The sequence below is a fragment of the Rothia sp. HMSC071F11 genome (assembly GCF_001809115.1).
Lineage (GTDB): Bacteria > Actinomycetota > Actinomycetes > Actinomycetales > Micrococcaceae > Rothia > Rothia dentocariosa.
In genome coordinates this window covers 121,495-136,368 of sequence record NZ_KV795763.1, presented here as the reverse complement: position 1 = coordinate 136,368, position 14,874 = coordinate 121,495, and the positions used below count along the sequence as shown (strand labels likewise).

General features: G+C 56.3%; 12 protein-coding genes, 3 tRNA genes and 1 riboswitch. Of the genes, 13 read left to right on the top strand and 2 right to left on the bottom strand.

The annotated features are described in order from the left end of the window. Nucleotides 1-168 precede the first annotated feature (168 nt). The 5 genes from HMPREF2554_RS08650 to HMPREF2554_RS08630 all read left to right on the top strand — a co-directional run bounded on the left by HMPREF2554_RS08650 (nucleotide 169) and on the right by HMPREF2554_RS08630 (nucleotide 5,157). Nucleotides 169-1,386 (top strand): zinc-dependent metalloprotease family protein, encoded by a 1,218-nt coding sequence (locus HMPREF2554_RS08650; protein ID WP_070554759.1) that lies wholly within the window; start codon nucleotides 169-171, stop codon nucleotides 1,384-1,386. Between the two features lie 227 nt (nucleotides 1,387-1,613). After that, nucleotides 1,614-1,723, top strand: a riboswitch (SAM riboswitch). Between the two features lie 105 nt (nucleotides 1,724-1,828). After that, a complete protein-coding gene (locus HMPREF2554_RS08645; RefSeq protein WP_004006498.1) occupies nucleotides 1,829-3,256 on the top strand; it encodes an LLM class flavin-dependent oxidoreductase in 1,428 nt (475 codons plus the stop codon). Nucleotides 3,257-3,386: 130 nt separating this feature from the next. Further along, nucleotides 3,387-3,824 carry a YchJ family protein gene (locus HMPREF2554_RS08640; protein ID WP_141744381.1) on the top strand — a complete coding sequence of 146 codons (438 nt, stop codon included), beginning with the start codon at nucleotides 3,387-3,389 and terminating at the stop codon, nucleotides 3,822-3,824. Between the two features lie 20 nt (nucleotides 3,825-3,844). Then, nucleotides 3,845-4,522: a hypothetical protein gene (locus HMPREF2554_RS08635; protein ID WP_004006500.1), complete on the top strand. Its 678-nt coding sequence runs from the start codon at nucleotides 3,845-3,847 to the stop codon at nucleotides 4,520-4,522. A gap of 113 nt (nucleotides 4,523-4,635) precedes the next feature. Continuing rightward, on the top strand, nucleotides 4,636-5,157 hold the full coding sequence (locus tag HMPREF2554_RS08630) for a hypothetical protein (RefSeq protein ID WP_070554755.1): 522 nt from the start codon (nucleotides 4,636-4,638) through the stop codon (nucleotides 5,155-5,157). 316 nt (nucleotides 5,158-5,473) lie between these two features. On the opposite strand, the gene HMPREF2554_RS08625 is transcribed toward HMPREF2554_RS08630, so the two are convergent. Together HMPREF2554_RS08625 and HMPREF2554_RS08620 are read right to left on the bottom strand one after the other, a co-directional pair. After that, a complete protein-coding gene (locus HMPREF2554_RS08625) occupies nucleotides 5,474-6,943 on the bottom strand; it encodes an NCS2 family permease (RefSeq protein ID WP_048780081.1) in 1,470 nt (489 codons plus the stop codon). A gap of 287 nt (nucleotides 6,944-7,230) precedes the next feature. Then, the gene (locus tag HMPREF2554_RS08620) at nucleotides 7,231-8,694 is read right to left on the bottom strand and encodes an NCS2 family permease (protein WP_070554753.1); all 1,464 of its coding nucleotides are present in this window, start codon (nucleotides 8,692-8,694) and stop codon (nucleotides 7,231-7,233) included. A 322-nt stretch (nucleotides 8,695-9,016) separates the two neighbouring features. On the opposite strand from HMPREF2554_RS08620, the gene HMPREF2554_RS08615 reads away from it, so the two are divergent. From HMPREF2554_RS08615 to HMPREF2554_RS08580, 8 genes are all read left to right on the top strand, one after another. Next, nucleotides 9,017-9,352, top strand: a complete 336-nt coding sequence (locus HMPREF2554_RS08615) for a DUF2218 domain-containing protein (RefSeq protein WP_102035337.1) — start codon at nucleotides 9,017-9,019, stop codon at nucleotides 9,350-9,352. Between the two features lie 658 nt (nucleotides 9,353-10,010). Beyond that, nucleotides 10,011-11,414: an FAD-dependent oxidoreductase gene (locus tag HMPREF2554_RS08610; protein WP_070554751.1), complete on the top strand. Its 1,404-nt coding sequence runs from the start codon at nucleotides 10,011-10,013 to the stop codon at nucleotides 11,412-11,414. A gap of 410 nt (nucleotides 11,415-11,824) precedes the next feature. Further along, a tRNA-Glu gene (locus tag HMPREF2554_RS08605) sits at nucleotides 11,825-11,897 on the top strand. A gap of 67 nt (nucleotides 11,898-11,964) precedes the next feature. After that, a tRNA-Asp gene (locus HMPREF2554_RS08600) sits at nucleotides 11,965-12,038 on the top strand. A 73-nt stretch (nucleotides 12,039-12,111) separates the two neighbouring features. Continuing rightward, nucleotides 12,112-12,184 (top strand) — tRNA-Phe (locus tag HMPREF2554_RS08595). 337 nt (nucleotides 12,185-12,521) lie between these two features. Then, a complete protein-coding gene (locus tag HMPREF2554_RS08590; protein WP_070554749.1) occupies nucleotides 12,522-13,427 on the top strand; it encodes an ABC transporter ATP-binding protein in 906 nt (301 codons plus the stop codon). A gap of 1 nt (nucleotide 13,428) precedes the next feature. After that, the gene (locus HMPREF2554_RS08585) at nucleotides 13,429-14,121 is read left to right on the top strand and encodes an ABC transporter permease (protein WP_070449705.1); all 693 of its coding nucleotides are present in this window, start codon (nucleotides 13,429-13,431) and stop codon (nucleotides 14,119-14,121) included. Further along, nucleotides 14,118-14,864: an ABC transporter permease gene (locus tag HMPREF2554_RS08580; RefSeq protein ID WP_070554747.1), complete on the top strand. Its 747-nt coding sequence runs from the start codon at nucleotides 14,118-14,120 to the stop codon at nucleotides 14,862-14,864. The genes HMPREF2554_RS08585 and HMPREF2554_RS08580 overlap by 4 nt, the downstream gene beginning before the upstream one ends. The last annotated feature ends 10 nt before the right edge of the window (nucleotides 14,865-14,874 follow it).

The following is a 14,874-nucleotide window of genomic DNA, read 5'->3' as shown; positions in this document are numbered from 1 at the left end:
ACCGTTCATATACCACTCTCTTGCTCAAACGGCATCGTGACGCCGCCCAAGATGTATTCGCATCCGAGAGCCCGCAACATCGCAGGTTCTCACCGATGAATATCACTCACTTCACTCTCTATTTAAGATTCCCTCTCACTCAATACAACGACATAAGGAATATCTCTCATGAAATTACGTACTATAGTGCGCCTGATGCTGGCGTTTGTCAGCCTGGTGCTTGTTGCTCCTCTGAATTCTCTGCCCGTTTCTGCGGTGGAAGCGAAGCCCGCTCAGCCTGCGCACGCGCAGAACCGGAATATGGATCTCGCTCAGGAACCCAACCCGGATGATCTCGACGGTGATCATATTCCTGACGGGATGGAAAGAGACGGGTACGATGTCAATAACGATGGCATACCAGAGATCGATTTCCCTAAGATGGGCGCGGATCCCAACCATAAAGACATTTTTGTCGAGATGGATTATATGCCCGGTGAGCTTGCTAGTGAGGAAGAGCTGGACCGCATCGTGCAGTCTTTCGCGGATTTGAATATCAGCAACCCCGACGGCAAAACGGGTATTAACCTGCACCTAGATGCCGGTTCCGCTCGGGGCCCCAAGTACAACTTGGGAGGGGGTCAACAGGTCGAGTGGCAAGTGTTCAGCGACGATATAGATGACAGAGGTGGGAACTGGGCCAAGTTTAAGGCTTCTCATATTAATCAGTATCGTGAAGGGCTCTTTCACTATATGGTCTGGGGTGACTATTACGTGCAACAACAAAGTGGGGAGGAAGGTTCATCAGGATTGGGGCAATTGGGAGGTCTTAATTTCATGGTGACTGTAGGAAAGACACACTGGAATAACAATAAAGGTAATATGAGCGATATTCGCGTGGGTACTTTTATTCACGAGCTGGGGCATAACCTCGGCCTGCAGCACGGTGGTGATGCCGAGGAGAAAGGTGAAAAAGGTAAACCACAGTACTTCAGCGTGATGAATTACAACTATCAGCTTACCGGTGTGCCCAAGGCGGATGGAACCAAATATTTCGGATACCTGCAGCAGGATATGCCGACCCTTAAAGAATGGGCCTTGGACGAACGCAAAGGCTTTGGTCCCCAAGCGCGTGGGTACATGTATCGGCCCAATCCAGAGGCCGTACTGAGGCCAGCAGATGGACCTGTCGATCTCAACGGTAATGGCGAAATCGACCATGGAATCTATGCTCTTGATCTTAACCGTGACGGAATGACAGGCTGGCTGACGGCACCAAGCGACCTGAAAAACCTGCGCTTTGCAGTTCTGACTGGACGAGGTGGTACTGAACCTGTCCCTGAGCCCAAGGTGGAAATAAACCCCATCACAGCGGAATATGCCCGCGAATTGGATCTCATTTCCTGAATAATTTGACGCTTTTCCTAAAATGGGAGCGAAGAATGGCAGCGGGAGCGTTAAACACGCTCCCGCTGCAAACTATTGCTCCCGAATTTTGCCATCGCATTCGAAAGAACACTGCTGTCCGCCGGGCGACGTACGCGGCCCTTAATATTACGGGCGACAGTCACAAACATTAATATTCGTCATAATATCGCACCAACCACGACACCCCTTATACACTCAAAATCAAGGATTATGAGTCCCGGTGTAAAGCTCTGGCTAGCCGGGCGGCAACCCTCTCCCGTAGCGGGGTGCTCCAGATGATGATCTGGCTTCAAGGGACACGAAGCAAGTACGGCGCGAATGCGCCACCTGCACGACTTGGAACACCAAGAAGGTCACCACCTATAAAGGAGGCGGCGCGCGGGGTGCAGGAACACCCGAACATTCGCGAAAGGATACGTAGATGGCTGAGCAGAAGAAGCGCATCGCAGTTAACGCATTCGACATGACCTGTGTGGGTCACCAGAGCTTCGACCTCTGGCGCCACCCCCGCTCCCGTGCTACCGAGTACAACACCATCAAATACTGGACCGACCTGGCACAGATCCTTGAGAAGGGCTTCTTCGACGGCGTATTCTTAGCCGATGTTGTGGGCATCTACGATATTTACAAGAACTCCGCCGCACCCGCTATCGAAGGTGGCGCGCAGGTGCCTGTGAACGATCCGTTCATGCAGATCTCCGCAATGGCCGCCGTGACCGAGCATCTGGGCTTCGGCGTGACCTCAGCTGTCACCTACGAGCAGCCTTACACGCTCGCACGCAAGTACGCTTCTCTCGACCACCTCACTAACGGGCGTGTGGGCTTCAATGTGGTGACCTCATACCTGCCTTCCGCAGCCGAATGTCAGGGCCTCGAAACCCAGATTGAGCACGACACCCGATACGAACTCGCCGAAGAGTTCCTGGATGTCTGCTACAAGCTCTGGGAAGGCTCCTGGGAAGACGGCGCGGTCGTCAAAGACCGCGAGAAGGGTATCTACGCCGACCCCGCCAAGGTGCACCCGATTCAGCACAAGGGTAAGTACTTCAGCGTGCCCGGCGCGGGTCTGACCGAACCCAGCCCCCAGCGTACCCCCGTGATTTTCCAGGCGGGCGCATCCAGCCGCGGGCAGAAGTTCTCCGGCAAGCATGCCGAGGTTGTGTTTATCGGTGCACTGCGCCCCGATCTGACCCGCATTATTACCGACCGCATTCGTGACCGCGCAGAAGAGAACGGCCGCGGTCGCGACGAAATCAAGGTTTTCGCGATGCTCTCCATTATTGTGGACGAAACCGAAGAGAAGGCGAAGGCAAAGTACGAAGAGTACCGCAAGTACGTCAACTTGGAATCTTCGCAGGCCATTATCGGCGGCTGGTCCGGCGTGGATCTTTCCCAGTTCGACGAGGACGAGGTACTCAACTATGTGAAGACCGAGTCGATTCAGTCCTTCCTCACCCCCTTCACCCTGCAAGCCAAGGATAAGCAGTGGACGCGTAAGGATATTGCCGAGCACTGCACTATTGGCGGTATGGGCGAGGTTATTGTGGGCGACCCGCAGCAGGTGGCCGACGAACTCGAACGCTGGATTGATGAAGGCGGACTGGACGGTATTAACCTGGCATACCACGTTTCGCCCGGTTCCTTCGAGGACTTCATCGAGTTCGTGGTTCCTGAGCTGCAAAAGCGTGGGCGCTACCGCACTTCCTATGAGGGCGAGACCCTGCGCGAAAGCCTGTTCGGTAAGGGCCAGACTAAGGTTGCAGACTCCCACCCGGCCGCGAAATACCGCGGCGCCTACGTGGGTAAGCCCTCCACGGCAGACACCCCCGCACGCGCTATCGCGAACTAACCAACTCTGCCTCAGAGTTTCCTCCGCAATATATTGAAAACAGTGCAGAACCCGCCCCCTCTCCGGTTTGACCGCCGGGATGGGTGGGTTCTCGCATGTTTGCATCGGGTAGCCCTTTAGAATGGGGTGCATGAGCGAAACAACCCTGTATGATCCTCAAACCCGCTGCCCCTGCACAAGCGGCGAGGTATACGGTGCCTGCTGCGGGCGGTACCTGGGCGAGTTTGCCGCATCCGGAACCTTGGGCGCGCCCACACCGCTGGCTCTGATGCGCTCGCGGTTCACCGCCTTCGCCCTACACGATGCGCCCTACCTGCTGGCAAGCTGGCACCCACATACGCGCCCCGCAGAGTTAACGCTGGATGAAACGCTGCGCTGGTACCGACTGGATATCCTGGGCTCTTCGGGCGGTCCCTTCGATGCGGCGGGCACGGTCGAGTTCGTGGCGTACTACCGCTCGGTTCCCGGCACGCCCGCCAAAGAACGCGTGAAAGGCACCATGCACGAAAAATCCCGCTTCGAGAAGGTAAACGGCATCTGGTACTACCTGGACGGTGAGGTCAGCTAAATTCCTCCCGATCGGGTAGCATGGCAGAAATATTCCTCTTATGGTATGTTTTTGCCATGATGTCAGTTGCGGAATATGCCCAGCACGCCGGGGTGAGCCCCCGAAGCGTGCGTGCACGCCTTGAACGAGGATCTTTGAGTGGACAAAAAATCGCCGGGCGGTGGATGGTTTCAGATAACCCGCACGAGCATCACTCCGCACATGGGCGCAAAATCTCGATGTCATCCTTCAATCAACTTGCCGCCTATCTTGACGGTAACAGTGCATCCCTTACCCCCGATGCACGCCGCCGTGCCAAAGAACGTGCACATAACCTCTCCGAACGTGGGGTAGAAGCTCTTAGGCAGTATGCAGTGCGTGCAGATGCGAAACTTCAATTCTATGCTGTGCCTTCTGCTGACCTGCATGACTTGATGGACGAACGAACATTAGCGCTTACGGGTGTCAGCCACGAATATTCGGAAATTTACGGGGCTACCGTAGAAGCATATGTGACTCCCCACAATCTCGAATCCCTGAAATTTATCTACGCACTGCGTGAAGTTCCGGCACAGGATGCCAACGTTATTCTTCGCGCAGTCAAAGAGTTGCCTAAGATTCGCCCCTTGCACGTTGCGGTTGACCTCCTAGTTTCCAAAGACCCGAGAAGCGAGCGGGAAGCGGAACGTCTGGTGAAAGGACTCATAAGCCGTGCCTGATCAGAAAACGGTGAAAATCCCAGCCCAGGGCGCAGAGCTTGAATCCTGGCTACATTGTGAGCTTCCTTGATGAAAGTCTCAAAAACTAGTCCTGCGTTTGCTATATTTATGCCATGAGTGACGTTATCTCGCAGGAATCTTTCGACGAGCTCGCCCTCTATTTCAACGGGGGAGGGCACCTGCTTGCCCCGGATGCGCGCCGCATCGCTGCTGAACGCGCCCGCATCCTCTGCGCCCACGGGCTCGATGCACTCCGGCAGTACACGCACCGCACCGGGATGACTGCGCACTACTACGTGGCACCCTACGATACGAGTGACCTGCTGCGAACGGGTGCGGATGCGCTCGCGCTCACCGGGGCTCGGCACGAACTTTCGGGGATGAAAACCCCTCTAATAGACGCCTACATTCTGCCCAGTGACCTCACAAAATTTGCCCCGAATTGGATCCTGGAACCTGCCCCACCCGAGCGGGCGAACGTGATTCTGCGCGAGGTTTTTACCCTTCCGCGGGTGCTGCGCCTGCATGTGGCGGCAGACCTGCTGCACGCCTGCGATATTGGCGCGGTGGATGAGCGCGCACAAGAGGTGGCCGAGCGCATTATGAAAGAATTATGCCGCCCAAGCGAACGGTAGAATTCTTGGTTTAACCTGAGCCAGCCCGCGCCGTCTCTGAAAAGAGGGCGCGGGCTGGCTCGCATTCAAACGCGTTGTCTGCGTGTATAGGTGCGCTGAATTGGGTCTACCTGAAAGTAAACCCATGCGAAGAATACCAGGAAAAACGGGTGAAATTGTATACCTGCAGCCGTGAAATTTCTGACGTTTTCGAGCGCATATCTACACCCCCATAGGTGTATAAAAAGGCTCTTTTTGAATAAAGCGTAGTTTTCCGCCGCTTCTCTTCAAAAAGAGCCTTTTTATACCCGATATAGACCCGGGATTTCAGTAAACGCTAGTGCGTGAGACCGTTGATAATACCCATGCCGAAGTAGATAACGAACACCGCCGACACCACGTACATGAGCCAGTGCACCTCGCGCCCGCGACCCTGAACCAGGCGGATAAAGGCGTAGGAGACGAACCCTGCACCAATACCATTAGCGATAGAGTACGACAGCGGCATGAAAATAATGGTCATAAACGCGGGGATGCCCAGGCCCCAATCTTGCCAGTCGATATGCACGGCCTGGCGCACCATCAGGAACCCAACAACCACCAGCGCGGGGGCGACCGCCTCAAAGGGAACGATCGTCACTAGCGGCGAGGCGATAATCGCCACCAGAAACAGCACGCCGGTTACGATATTCGCCAGACCCGTGCGGGCACCCTCACCAATACCGGTTGCCGACTCCACAAAAATCTGGTTCGCGGAGCCGGATGCGCCGCCGCCGACCACGGAACCGACCGCATCCACGAGCAGCACCTCGTTAATGTTCTCGACCTTACCATCCTTATCGATGGTGCCCGCTTCGGTTGCTAAGCCCACTGAAACGCCCATGGCGTCAAAGAAGACCGAGAGCAGAATAGCGAACACCAGCAGCGATGCGCCCAGCACGCCAATAGCGCCGAACGCGCCGAATCGTGCAGACCCGATAAGCGAGAAATCGGGGGCTGAGAAGGAAAAATTATTGAGCGCGGGAACGTTGAGCGACCAGCCGGTCGGGTTTCCTTTGCCGCTGCCGATATGGAAAACCGCCTCTAGGATGATAGACAGCGCGGTAGATGCCACCACGCCAATGAGGATAGCGCCGCGCACATTGCGGATAAACAGGGCGATGGTGAGGAAAAGACCGAAAATAAACACGAGAGTAGGCCAGCCAAGTAGGTGACCACCCACGCCGAACGAGACGGGAACGGTAGTTCCTGCGGCATCCGGCATGCGGCGGATGATCCCGGAATCAACCAGTCCGATAAAGGCGATAAAGAAGCCGATTCCCGCCACAATTGCGGTTTTGAGGCTCTCGGGGACCGCCTCGAATACGGCGGTGCGGAAGCCGGTGAGGACCAGCACGGTCATAATAAGACCGGCGATAATCACCAAGCCCATAATATCTGCCCACGTCAGCCCGGGGGTGGTTGCGATCGTGGACGCCAGCAGCGCGTTCACACCCAGTCCCGCCGCCATCGCGAAAGGCTGCTTAGCAATAACGCCCATGAGGATAGTCATCACGCCGGCGACGAGTGCGGTGACCGCGGCAACCTGCGGCACGCCAAGGATATTTCCCGCCGAGTCTGCGCCGGTGCCGATCACCAGGGGGTTGAGGACGACGATGTAACTCATAGCGAAGAACGCGGCGAGACCGCCACGAATCTCGGCTGAAATAGATGAGCCTCGTTCAGTGATTTTGAAGTAACGGTCCAGTGCGCCGCCCGATGCGTTGGGCTTGTGTGCCTGGGGAGCCGCGGTGTTCTCAGAAGACATTCGTGAAAATCCGTAGATACTCTCGTAGGATGCGTGCGCGGGTTTGCGCCGCAATAAGAAAAGCGCCCAACCCTTATGGTGGGTGTGACGCTTTTGTTACCACATTATTCTATGACGTTTAACCCTCAATGCGCTACTGACAGGAAATTCTCAGGTCTTTAGCGGGGTGCGGGGATGTATATCCGCCTTTAGGGGTAAAAATGGGTGATAAAAAGAGCCTTGATCGTGACTAAAGTTTTCACGATCAAGGCTCTTTTTACGATGGGAGGGGGAGAGAGAAAGATGCTCTAACGCATCCACCCCTCAATCAGGCCCATTCCGAAATGCACCGCAAACACCGCCGAAACCACGTACATGAGCCAGTGCACCTCGCGTCCGCGACCGGTCGCCACACGGATAACCGTGTACGAAATAAACCCGGCACCAATACCGTGCGCAATCGAATACGACAGCGGCATGATGACGATCGTCAAGAAGGCCGAAATTCCCAGGGCAAGATCGTTCCAATCAACATTAACCGCCTGGCGCACCATCAGGAACCCGACGAACACCATTGCGGGGGCGACCGCCTCAAAGGGGACAATCGTCACCAGGGGAGAGAGGAAAATAGCGCCCAGGAAGAGCACACCTGTCACCACATTTGCCAGACCTGTGCGGGCACCCGCGCCAATACCGGTTGCCGACTCCACGAATACCTGGTTGGTTGAGGTTGAGGTGCCGCCACCGGCGACCGCGCCCAGCGCATCTACCAGAAGCAGACGGTCGATGTCTTCGATCTTGCCGTCTTCATCGATAGAACCGGCTTCGACTGCCATACCCATGATGGAGCCCATCACATCGAAAAACGCCGAAATGAGGATGGTAAACACCAGCAGAATTGAGGCCATTGCACCCAAAGAACTGAAGGCGCCGAAAAGATCTGCGGAGAACAGAAGCGAAAAATCGGGCAGACCAAAACCGCTGCCGTCCCAGGTGGGTACATTGAGCGACCAGCCAAGCGGGTTAGCCTGCACGCTGCCGGAGGGGGCGACCGCCTCCAGAATAAGCGAAAGTGCCGTGGATGCGAGCATGCCGTAGAGAATAGCGCCGCGCACCTGACGAACATACAGAATAATGGTCAGGAACAACCCCACAATAAACACGAGAGTGGGCCAGCCGAGCAGATGCCCGTGAACACCGAACACGACAGGGGTTGAGCCGGTCTCTGCACGGCGAATAATTCCGGCGTTCACCAGCCCAACAAAGGCGATAAAGAGTCCGATACCCACCACGATTGCGGTTTTCAGGCTTTCGGGCACGGCGTCGAAAACGGCGGTGCGGAAACCGGTCAGCACGAGGGCGGTCATGAGCACGCCCGCCCACACGACCAACCCCATAATCTGCGGCCAGGTGAGGTTAGGAGTCGTGGCTATCGTAGTCGCCAATAGTGCGTTCACGCCCAGTCCCGCCGCCATCGCGAAGGGGTGTTTGGCGTAAACGCCTAGAAGAATGGTCATCACGCCTGCAACAAGCGCGGTCATGGCGGCAACCTGCGGCACACCAAGGGATCGTCCGGATGAATCGGGCGTGAGGCCGAGAATAAGCGGGTTGAGCACCACAATATAACTCATGGCGAAGAAGGTCGCTAAACCGCCGCGAATTTCGGTGCTGATGGTTGAGCCACGCTCGGTAATGTTGAAGTAACGGTCCAGTGCGCCGCCCGAACTGCTGGGTTTAGGCGTCTGGGGAGCCGCGGTGTTCTCAGAAGACATTCGTGAAAATCCGTAGATACTCTCGTAGGGCGCGCATCCGCCGGTTGGGGACGCGCATAAGAAAAGCGCCAGCCGTGGGGCGTGACGCTCTTGTTACTACAACATTCTAGGGGGAATAACCCGTAAAAGGCTACTTCTTTGCGTGTGCGAATGATGGTCGCTTTTAGGTGGTAAGTTTTCCGTGAGGGCACCATCCGTGCTGTAGGCGAAACCCCGTCGGCACCCGCTCGCAACATTGCTAAGATAAGGGTTACCTAAGGATGATATGTGCCGCCTGGGAATTGGCGCTGGGCGCGCATCCTGAAGCATGAAGAAGGTTGTTATGAGTGAGTATCCAGCCGCAGAATCTCTGCCCGTTCGTCAGCGTTCCACGGTTAGTACCGACCGCCCGGCGCGCTATATTAAACAGCTTGGCTCACATATGGGCCGCAAAATTAGCACCGAGGAAATTCCTGGCGGATTGCGCTTAATCTTTAATCGCGACGGTATCTTTCGCGGGTATGGAGACTTGGTGGCCGATGATGCGAACCATGCGCTCATCATGGAGGTTCGCGCCGAAGACGACGAGAAAGCACAGAACCTTGCAGGCGTGCTGGAGCGTCACCTTGTGCGTTTTGGCGAGCGCGAAGAATTAGTTGTGGAATTCCACGCGGTCTAACCCCTATTCATTCCGCGAGCAGGTAGGATTTCGCCGAAAAGGTAGGATTTTCCTACCTGTTCGTGTCAAAAACCACCTGCTCGCGGGGCAATAAAACCCACCGAGACCGCATCGGTGGGTTTTATTGCGTTTTACGACGGAAAAATATTTTAAGAAACTTTACCCTGTAAATATGCAGGTCAGAAGAAAATAACAATTAGGGTTTTTATGGCTTTATGTGGTGTTCTATAGACTTTCGGGTTGCGCTGCAACCGCCTCACTGGCGAACCGGATGCGGAATACCCCGTCGAGAGTCGTAAAGTCGCTGCTGCCTAGCTGACAGCCGTTATAAAGTTCAGGATGCTCATGCTTCGCTTACCAAGGGGACCCGCATCGCCTGGGAGGCGATGCACCCTTAGGCGCTCGCTATGAGCATCCTGAACTTTTAGTGTGTTCTCGTAACGCAGGCGACGAATTTTGTGCTCGCACATATATTCCGAAGTCATGACAGGAATATTAATGATGGAGCCTTCAAAATCCTTGGGATAAAAACATGAAAAATGTGTCTTTTGAGTGGTTCAGCTCATGTTTCCTGCGTTTGCTCAGGCATGACCGCTAAAATAAGCAAGGATGTTAAGGCTAAGCTCGCCCTGTGGGTGAACTTTGAAAGGAAAAATACGTGTCTGAAGCTGCACGCCCGTTGCGCGTTGCCGTTATCGGTGCGGGTCCTGCGGGTATCTATGCCGCCGATCTGCTCACCAAATCTGAGGAAGTACGCTCTGGAGCCGTTGAGGTTTCTATCGACATTTTTGATCGTTACCCCGCGCCCTTTGGGCTCATTCGCTACGGTGTGGCGCCCGATCACCCGCGCATCAAGGGCATTATCACCGCCCTGCACAAGGTACTTGACCGCGGTGATATTCGATTCTTCGGCAATGTCGAATACGGTAAGGATTTGAACCTTGCCGATCTGCGCGAGCATTATGACGCCATTATCTTTGCGACCGGTGCTATTTACGATGCGCCCCTGCCTATTGAGGGTATCGACCTGGACGGTTCCTATGGTGCTGCCGACTTCGTCTCGTGGTATGACGGTCACCCCGATTACCCGCGCACCTGGCCGCTGAACGCGAAGGAAATCGCGGTGCTTGGTAACGGTAACGTGGCGCTGGATATTGCGCGTGTGCTCTCCAAGCACGCCGATGATCTGCTCGTCACCGAAATTCCCGAGAATGTGTACGAGGGGCTGAAATCTTCGCCCGTGACCGATGTGCACGTCTTTGGCCGCCGCGGCCCCGCGCAGATCAAGTTCACCCCCCTGGAGCTGCGCGAGCTCTCTCATTCCCGCGATGTCGATATTGTGCTCTACGAAGAGGACTTCGAGTTCGACGAGGCTTCGGATGAGGCTATTCAGACGAATAACCAGGTTAAGACCATGATGAAGACCCTCACCACCTGGCTTACCGACCAGGAGGAGGGCGAGCAGACCGCATCGCGCCGTCTGCATCTGCACTTCCTGCAGTCCCCGCACGAGATTCTGGGCGAGGACGGCAAGGTTGTGGGCATCCGCATGGAACGCAATAAGCTTGACGGTAAGGGCGGTATCGAGGGCACCGGCGAGTTCGTGGACTACCCCGTGCAGGCCGTGTACCGCGCGATCGGTTACTTCGGATCTGAGCTGCCTGAGGTTGGCTATGACGCTGATAAGGGCGTGATTACTAACGTTGAGGGCCGTGTGGTCGATGAAAACGGCGAGCACGTGCCCGGCCTGTACGCTACCGGGTGGATTAAGCGCGGACCGGTGGGTCTGATTGGCTCCACAAAGGGCGATGCACTTGAAACCATCACCCACCTGTTGGAGGACCGCGAGAACCTGTACACCGCTGCCGAACCGGATGCTGACACCTTCAGCGATTACCTGGATTCTAAGGGCATTCGCTATACCACCTGGGAAGGCTGGCACCGTCTGGACGATCACGAAAAGGCGCTCGGTGCAGCATCACAGGATGCGAAGGGCGAGCCACGTGAGCGTGTGAAGGTTGTTGACCGTGATGAGATGATTCGTATTTCGCGCGGCGAGTAATAGCTGTACGCAGCGATTTTCTGCGGTACATGAGCCGCAATGAAGAATCCCCGCCGGGTCTTCGGCACAGCCCGAAACCGGCGGGGATTTCTTGTATCAAAATCATGGTGTGCGCGTGCGCGCGGCATATTCTACGCCTTTTTGCTGAACCTGTGTAGGGGATGCGCGGCGCTTACCCGGTCATTTCGTGCTGTTTGCGGGGGTTATTCAGAAAAATTTTGAGAAATTTCTGGTGACTATAAAATACGTTCTGACTAGTAACTATGTAGGTGAGCAGGGTATCTTAGAAGGGGGAGTGCGGCGGGTATGAAGAAGTTTTTGAAGAATTCGGCTTGCACGGCTTAAAAATCTGTCATAGACTAGTTGAGGTTCGAACGACGGGATGAAAAGAACCCGTTCGCATCGACTGGGCCCCCATCGTCTAGCGGCCTAGGACGCCGCCCTTTCACGGCGGTAGCACGGGTTCAAATCCCGTTGGGGGTACTTGCAAATCCTCAGATTTGCAAAGCCATGTTGAAGAAGCAGATTATACCCCTGCCGAATCCAACAAGGCCCCGTAGCGCAGTTGGTTAGCGCGCCGCCCTGTCACGGCGGAGGTCGCGGGTTCAAGTCCCGTCGGGGTCGCTCTGGCCGCGTGATTCAGGTGAAGAAATTCATCACGAAGACGCGGTCGTTGCGTATCTGCTTCGATGCGCAAGGCTCTGTAGCTCAGTTGGTAGAGCGTGCGACTGAAAATCGTAAGGTCACCGGATCGACGCCGGTCGGAGCCACAATCCGCCCTCCAGGCTTCTACAGTGGGGGCGGATTTTTTCTTTAACCGCGCCCTGCTCTCAAGCCTGCGTATTCTATGTCTTGTGCATTATATTTTGTGTGCCCGCATCCTTTTTCTGCTAAAGGAACCTTGATCTCAAGAAAGAGTATTTTTCGCTGCTTTCTTGAAATCAAGGCTCTTTTTGCGCCGGGGAAGAGGAGAGTAGTAGCTGACAGAGCGGTAAACACGCCGGTTCGTTTCAATTTCCTGGAATTTCCGTTAGGGTGGAGACGTTGTGCTATTTGGACAACACCTGTACACACGGCGGCAAAACCGGCGCATACGGAAGAGATCGAATGCCAGCATCCACTCCCCAAGACACCATACCGTCGAACTCCGCGCAGGCAACACGCACCGCGGGAATCGAATTCTCCCAGGTCACCAAACGCTACGGCGCTAACACCGTGGTCAATAACCTGACTCTGAGCATCCCCGCCGGTGAAACCACCGTTTTCGTCGGTTCCTCAGGAAGTGGTAAAACCACCACCCTGCGCATGATCAACCGCATGGTCGAGCCACAGGAAGGCGCAGTCACTATCGGCGGGCAAAATATTGCAGATCAAGACCCCTACAAGCTGCGCCGATCCATCGGGTACGTCATGCAAAGCGGCGGGCTGCTGCCGCATCGTACCGTGCTTGAGAACGTTATGACCGTGCCCCTGTTGAACGGCACCTCCAAATCGCAGGCGAAAGAACGCGCTCTTGACCTTCTGGGCACCGTGGGTTTGGATGCGTCCCTAGCGCAGCGCTACCCGGCTCAGCTTTCCGGCGGGCAGGCACAGCGCGTGGGAGTCGCGCGGGCGCTCGCGGCGGATGCCTCTATTTTGCTCATGGACGAGCCATTTTCTGCGGTCGATCCGATCGTGCGCACCGAACTGCAGGAAGAACTTTTGCGTCTGCAGGGTGAGCTGCATAAGACCATTGTTTTCGTAACCCACGATATTGATGAGGCCCTATTCCTCGGCGATAATATTGCGGTCTTCGCCCCCGGCGGCAAGCTCGCCCAATATGGCGCTCCCGAAGAGATCCTGACGAATCCCGCTAATGATTTTGTGGAATCTTTCGTTAGCCAGTCCGTGGGTGCCTTGCTGCCTGCCGATGTGATGCGCCAGGTGCGGTATATTCGCCGCGAACGCTACCGCCGCACACGCGAAGCCGCAGTATCGGGCGAGGGCGCCGCATCAACCTCTGGGCGGGGATAGTATGAACCTGTTGCTGGCAGATTCGATGCACTGGGACTGGTTGGGAAATAACATCCAGCGCGTCCTTGATTTGACCCTCAATCACCTGTACCAGGGCATTATTCCGGTACTTGTGGGAACCGCCCTGTCGATTCCGGTGGCGCGGTATGCGAGCCGACGCCGCGCGCGGGAAGACGGCGCGAAAACCTACCGGAGTGGTGCGCACGCCCTGGTGCACGGCTTCGGGCTGCTCTACACAATCCCGTCGATTGCGCTCTTCGTGCTCATGCCGCTGATTCTAGGAACCAGCATTATTTCGCCGGTGAACGTGCTCGTGGCGCTCACGATCTACACGATGGCGCTGATGGTGCGTTCCGGGGTAGACGCTTTTAACGCGGTTCCCGAGCACGTAGTGGAGTCATCGCGCGCCCTGGGGTACACCCCGGCTCGTGCGTTTTTCACGGTGGAATTACCGCTCGCTTTGCCCGTGCTTTTTGCCGGTATCCGCGTGGCGACGGTGGCGAATATTGCGATGGTATCTGTGGGCGCGGTTATTGGTGTTTCTTCGCTCGGCACGCTTTTTACCGACGGACTAGCGCGTAGTATCCCTGCCGAACTTATCACGGGCGTGGTGCTCAGTGCTGCTCTCGCCTACCTCGCCGACGCGCTTCTTGCCCTCACGGCACGGCGCCTGACCGCCTGGAGGACCGCATGAATGTTATAGAACGCACCTTCGCTTTTCTGGGTGATGGCGCCAACTGGCAAGGGCCTCAGGGCATTCTTGCGCGCACCATTGAGCATCTGGGCATCACCGTGTTTGCGGTTGCGATTGCCCTGGTGATTGCCGTGCCTTTGGGGCTGTGGGCTGGGCATACTCGCCGCGGCGGGCACGCTCTGCTGGGGGTTACCGCCGCTTTGCGCGCTCTGCCCGCCCTGGGTTTGCTGACTCTGCTGGCTCTCTGGTTTGGTGTTAACGCGATTCCACCGCTCGTGGTGCTCGTGATTATCGCGGTGGCGCCCCTGCTGGCGCATACCCTTGAAGCCGTGACCGGGATTGATCCGGATGTGGTGGATGCGGCACGCGCCCAAGGCATGACCGAAGGGCAGATTCTTCGCCGGGTTGAGATTCCTCTGGGTCTTCCGGTGTTTATGGGTGGTCTGCGCAGCGCGGTGCTGCAGGTGATCGCGACGGCGACTATTGCCGCCTACATTAATGGGAATAACCTGGGCCGGTACCTTTTTGATGGGCTCGCGGTGCGGGACTATCCGCGTATGCTCGTGGCGACCCTGCTGGTAGCTGTGCTCGCCTTCGTGGTGGATGCGATTATGGCCCTAGCGCAGCGAGCCGTGACCCCCGTTCCATTGCGGGGTGGAGGCGCATCCAAACCTCATGGGCAACCGAAACACGAGAGCGCGCTGGATGCGGCAAACTCGCACACGGAAGGGGCGCACGCATGAGCCTGGTACA

Bases quoted from the DNA above. Each gene is read 5' to 3' on its own strand.
- HMPREF2554_RS08650 (WP_070554759.1), top strand. From the start codon at position 169: ATGAAATTACGTACTATAGTGCGCCTGATGCTGGCGTTTGTCAGCCTG.
- HMPREF2554_RS08640 (WP_141744381.1), top strand. From the start codon at position 3,387: ATGAGCGAAACAACCCTGTATGATCCTCAAACCCGCTGCCCCTGCACA.
- HMPREF2554_RS08615 (WP_102035337.1), top strand. From the start codon at position 9,017: ATGAGTGAGTATCCAGCCGCAGAATCTCTGCCCGTTCGTCAGCGTTCC.
- HMPREF2554_RS08630 (WP_070554755.1), top strand. From the start codon at position 4,636: ATGAGTGACGTTATCTCGCAGGAATCTTTCGACGAGCTCGCCCTCTAT.
- HMPREF2554_RS08580 (WP_070554747.1), top strand. From the start codon at position 14,118: ATGAATGTTATAGAACGCACCTTCGCTTTTCTGGGTGATGGCGCCAAC.
- HMPREF2554_RS08635 (WP_004006500.1), top strand. From the start codon at position 3,845: ATGGCAGAAATATTCCTCTTATGGTATGTTTTTGCCATGATGTCAGTT.
- HMPREF2554_RS08625 (WP_048780081.1), bottom strand. From the start codon at position 6,943: ATGTCTTCTGAGAACACCGCGGCTCCCCAGGCACACAAGCCCAACGCA.
- HMPREF2554_RS08585 (WP_070449705.1), top strand. From the start codon at position 13,429: ATGAACCTGTTGCTGGCAGATTCGATGCACTGGGACTGGTTGGGAAAT.
- HMPREF2554_RS08590 (WP_070554749.1), top strand. From the start codon at position 12,522: ATGCCAGCATCCACTCCCCAAGACACCATACCGTCGAACTCCGCGCAG.
- HMPREF2554_RS08645 (WP_004006498.1), top strand. From the start codon at position 1,829: ATGGCTGAGCAGAAGAAGCGCATCGCAGTTAACGCATTCGACATGACC.
- HMPREF2554_RS08620 (WP_070554753.1), bottom strand. From the start codon at position 8,694: ATGTCTTCTGAGAACACCGCGGCTCCCCAGACGCCTAAACCCAGCAGT.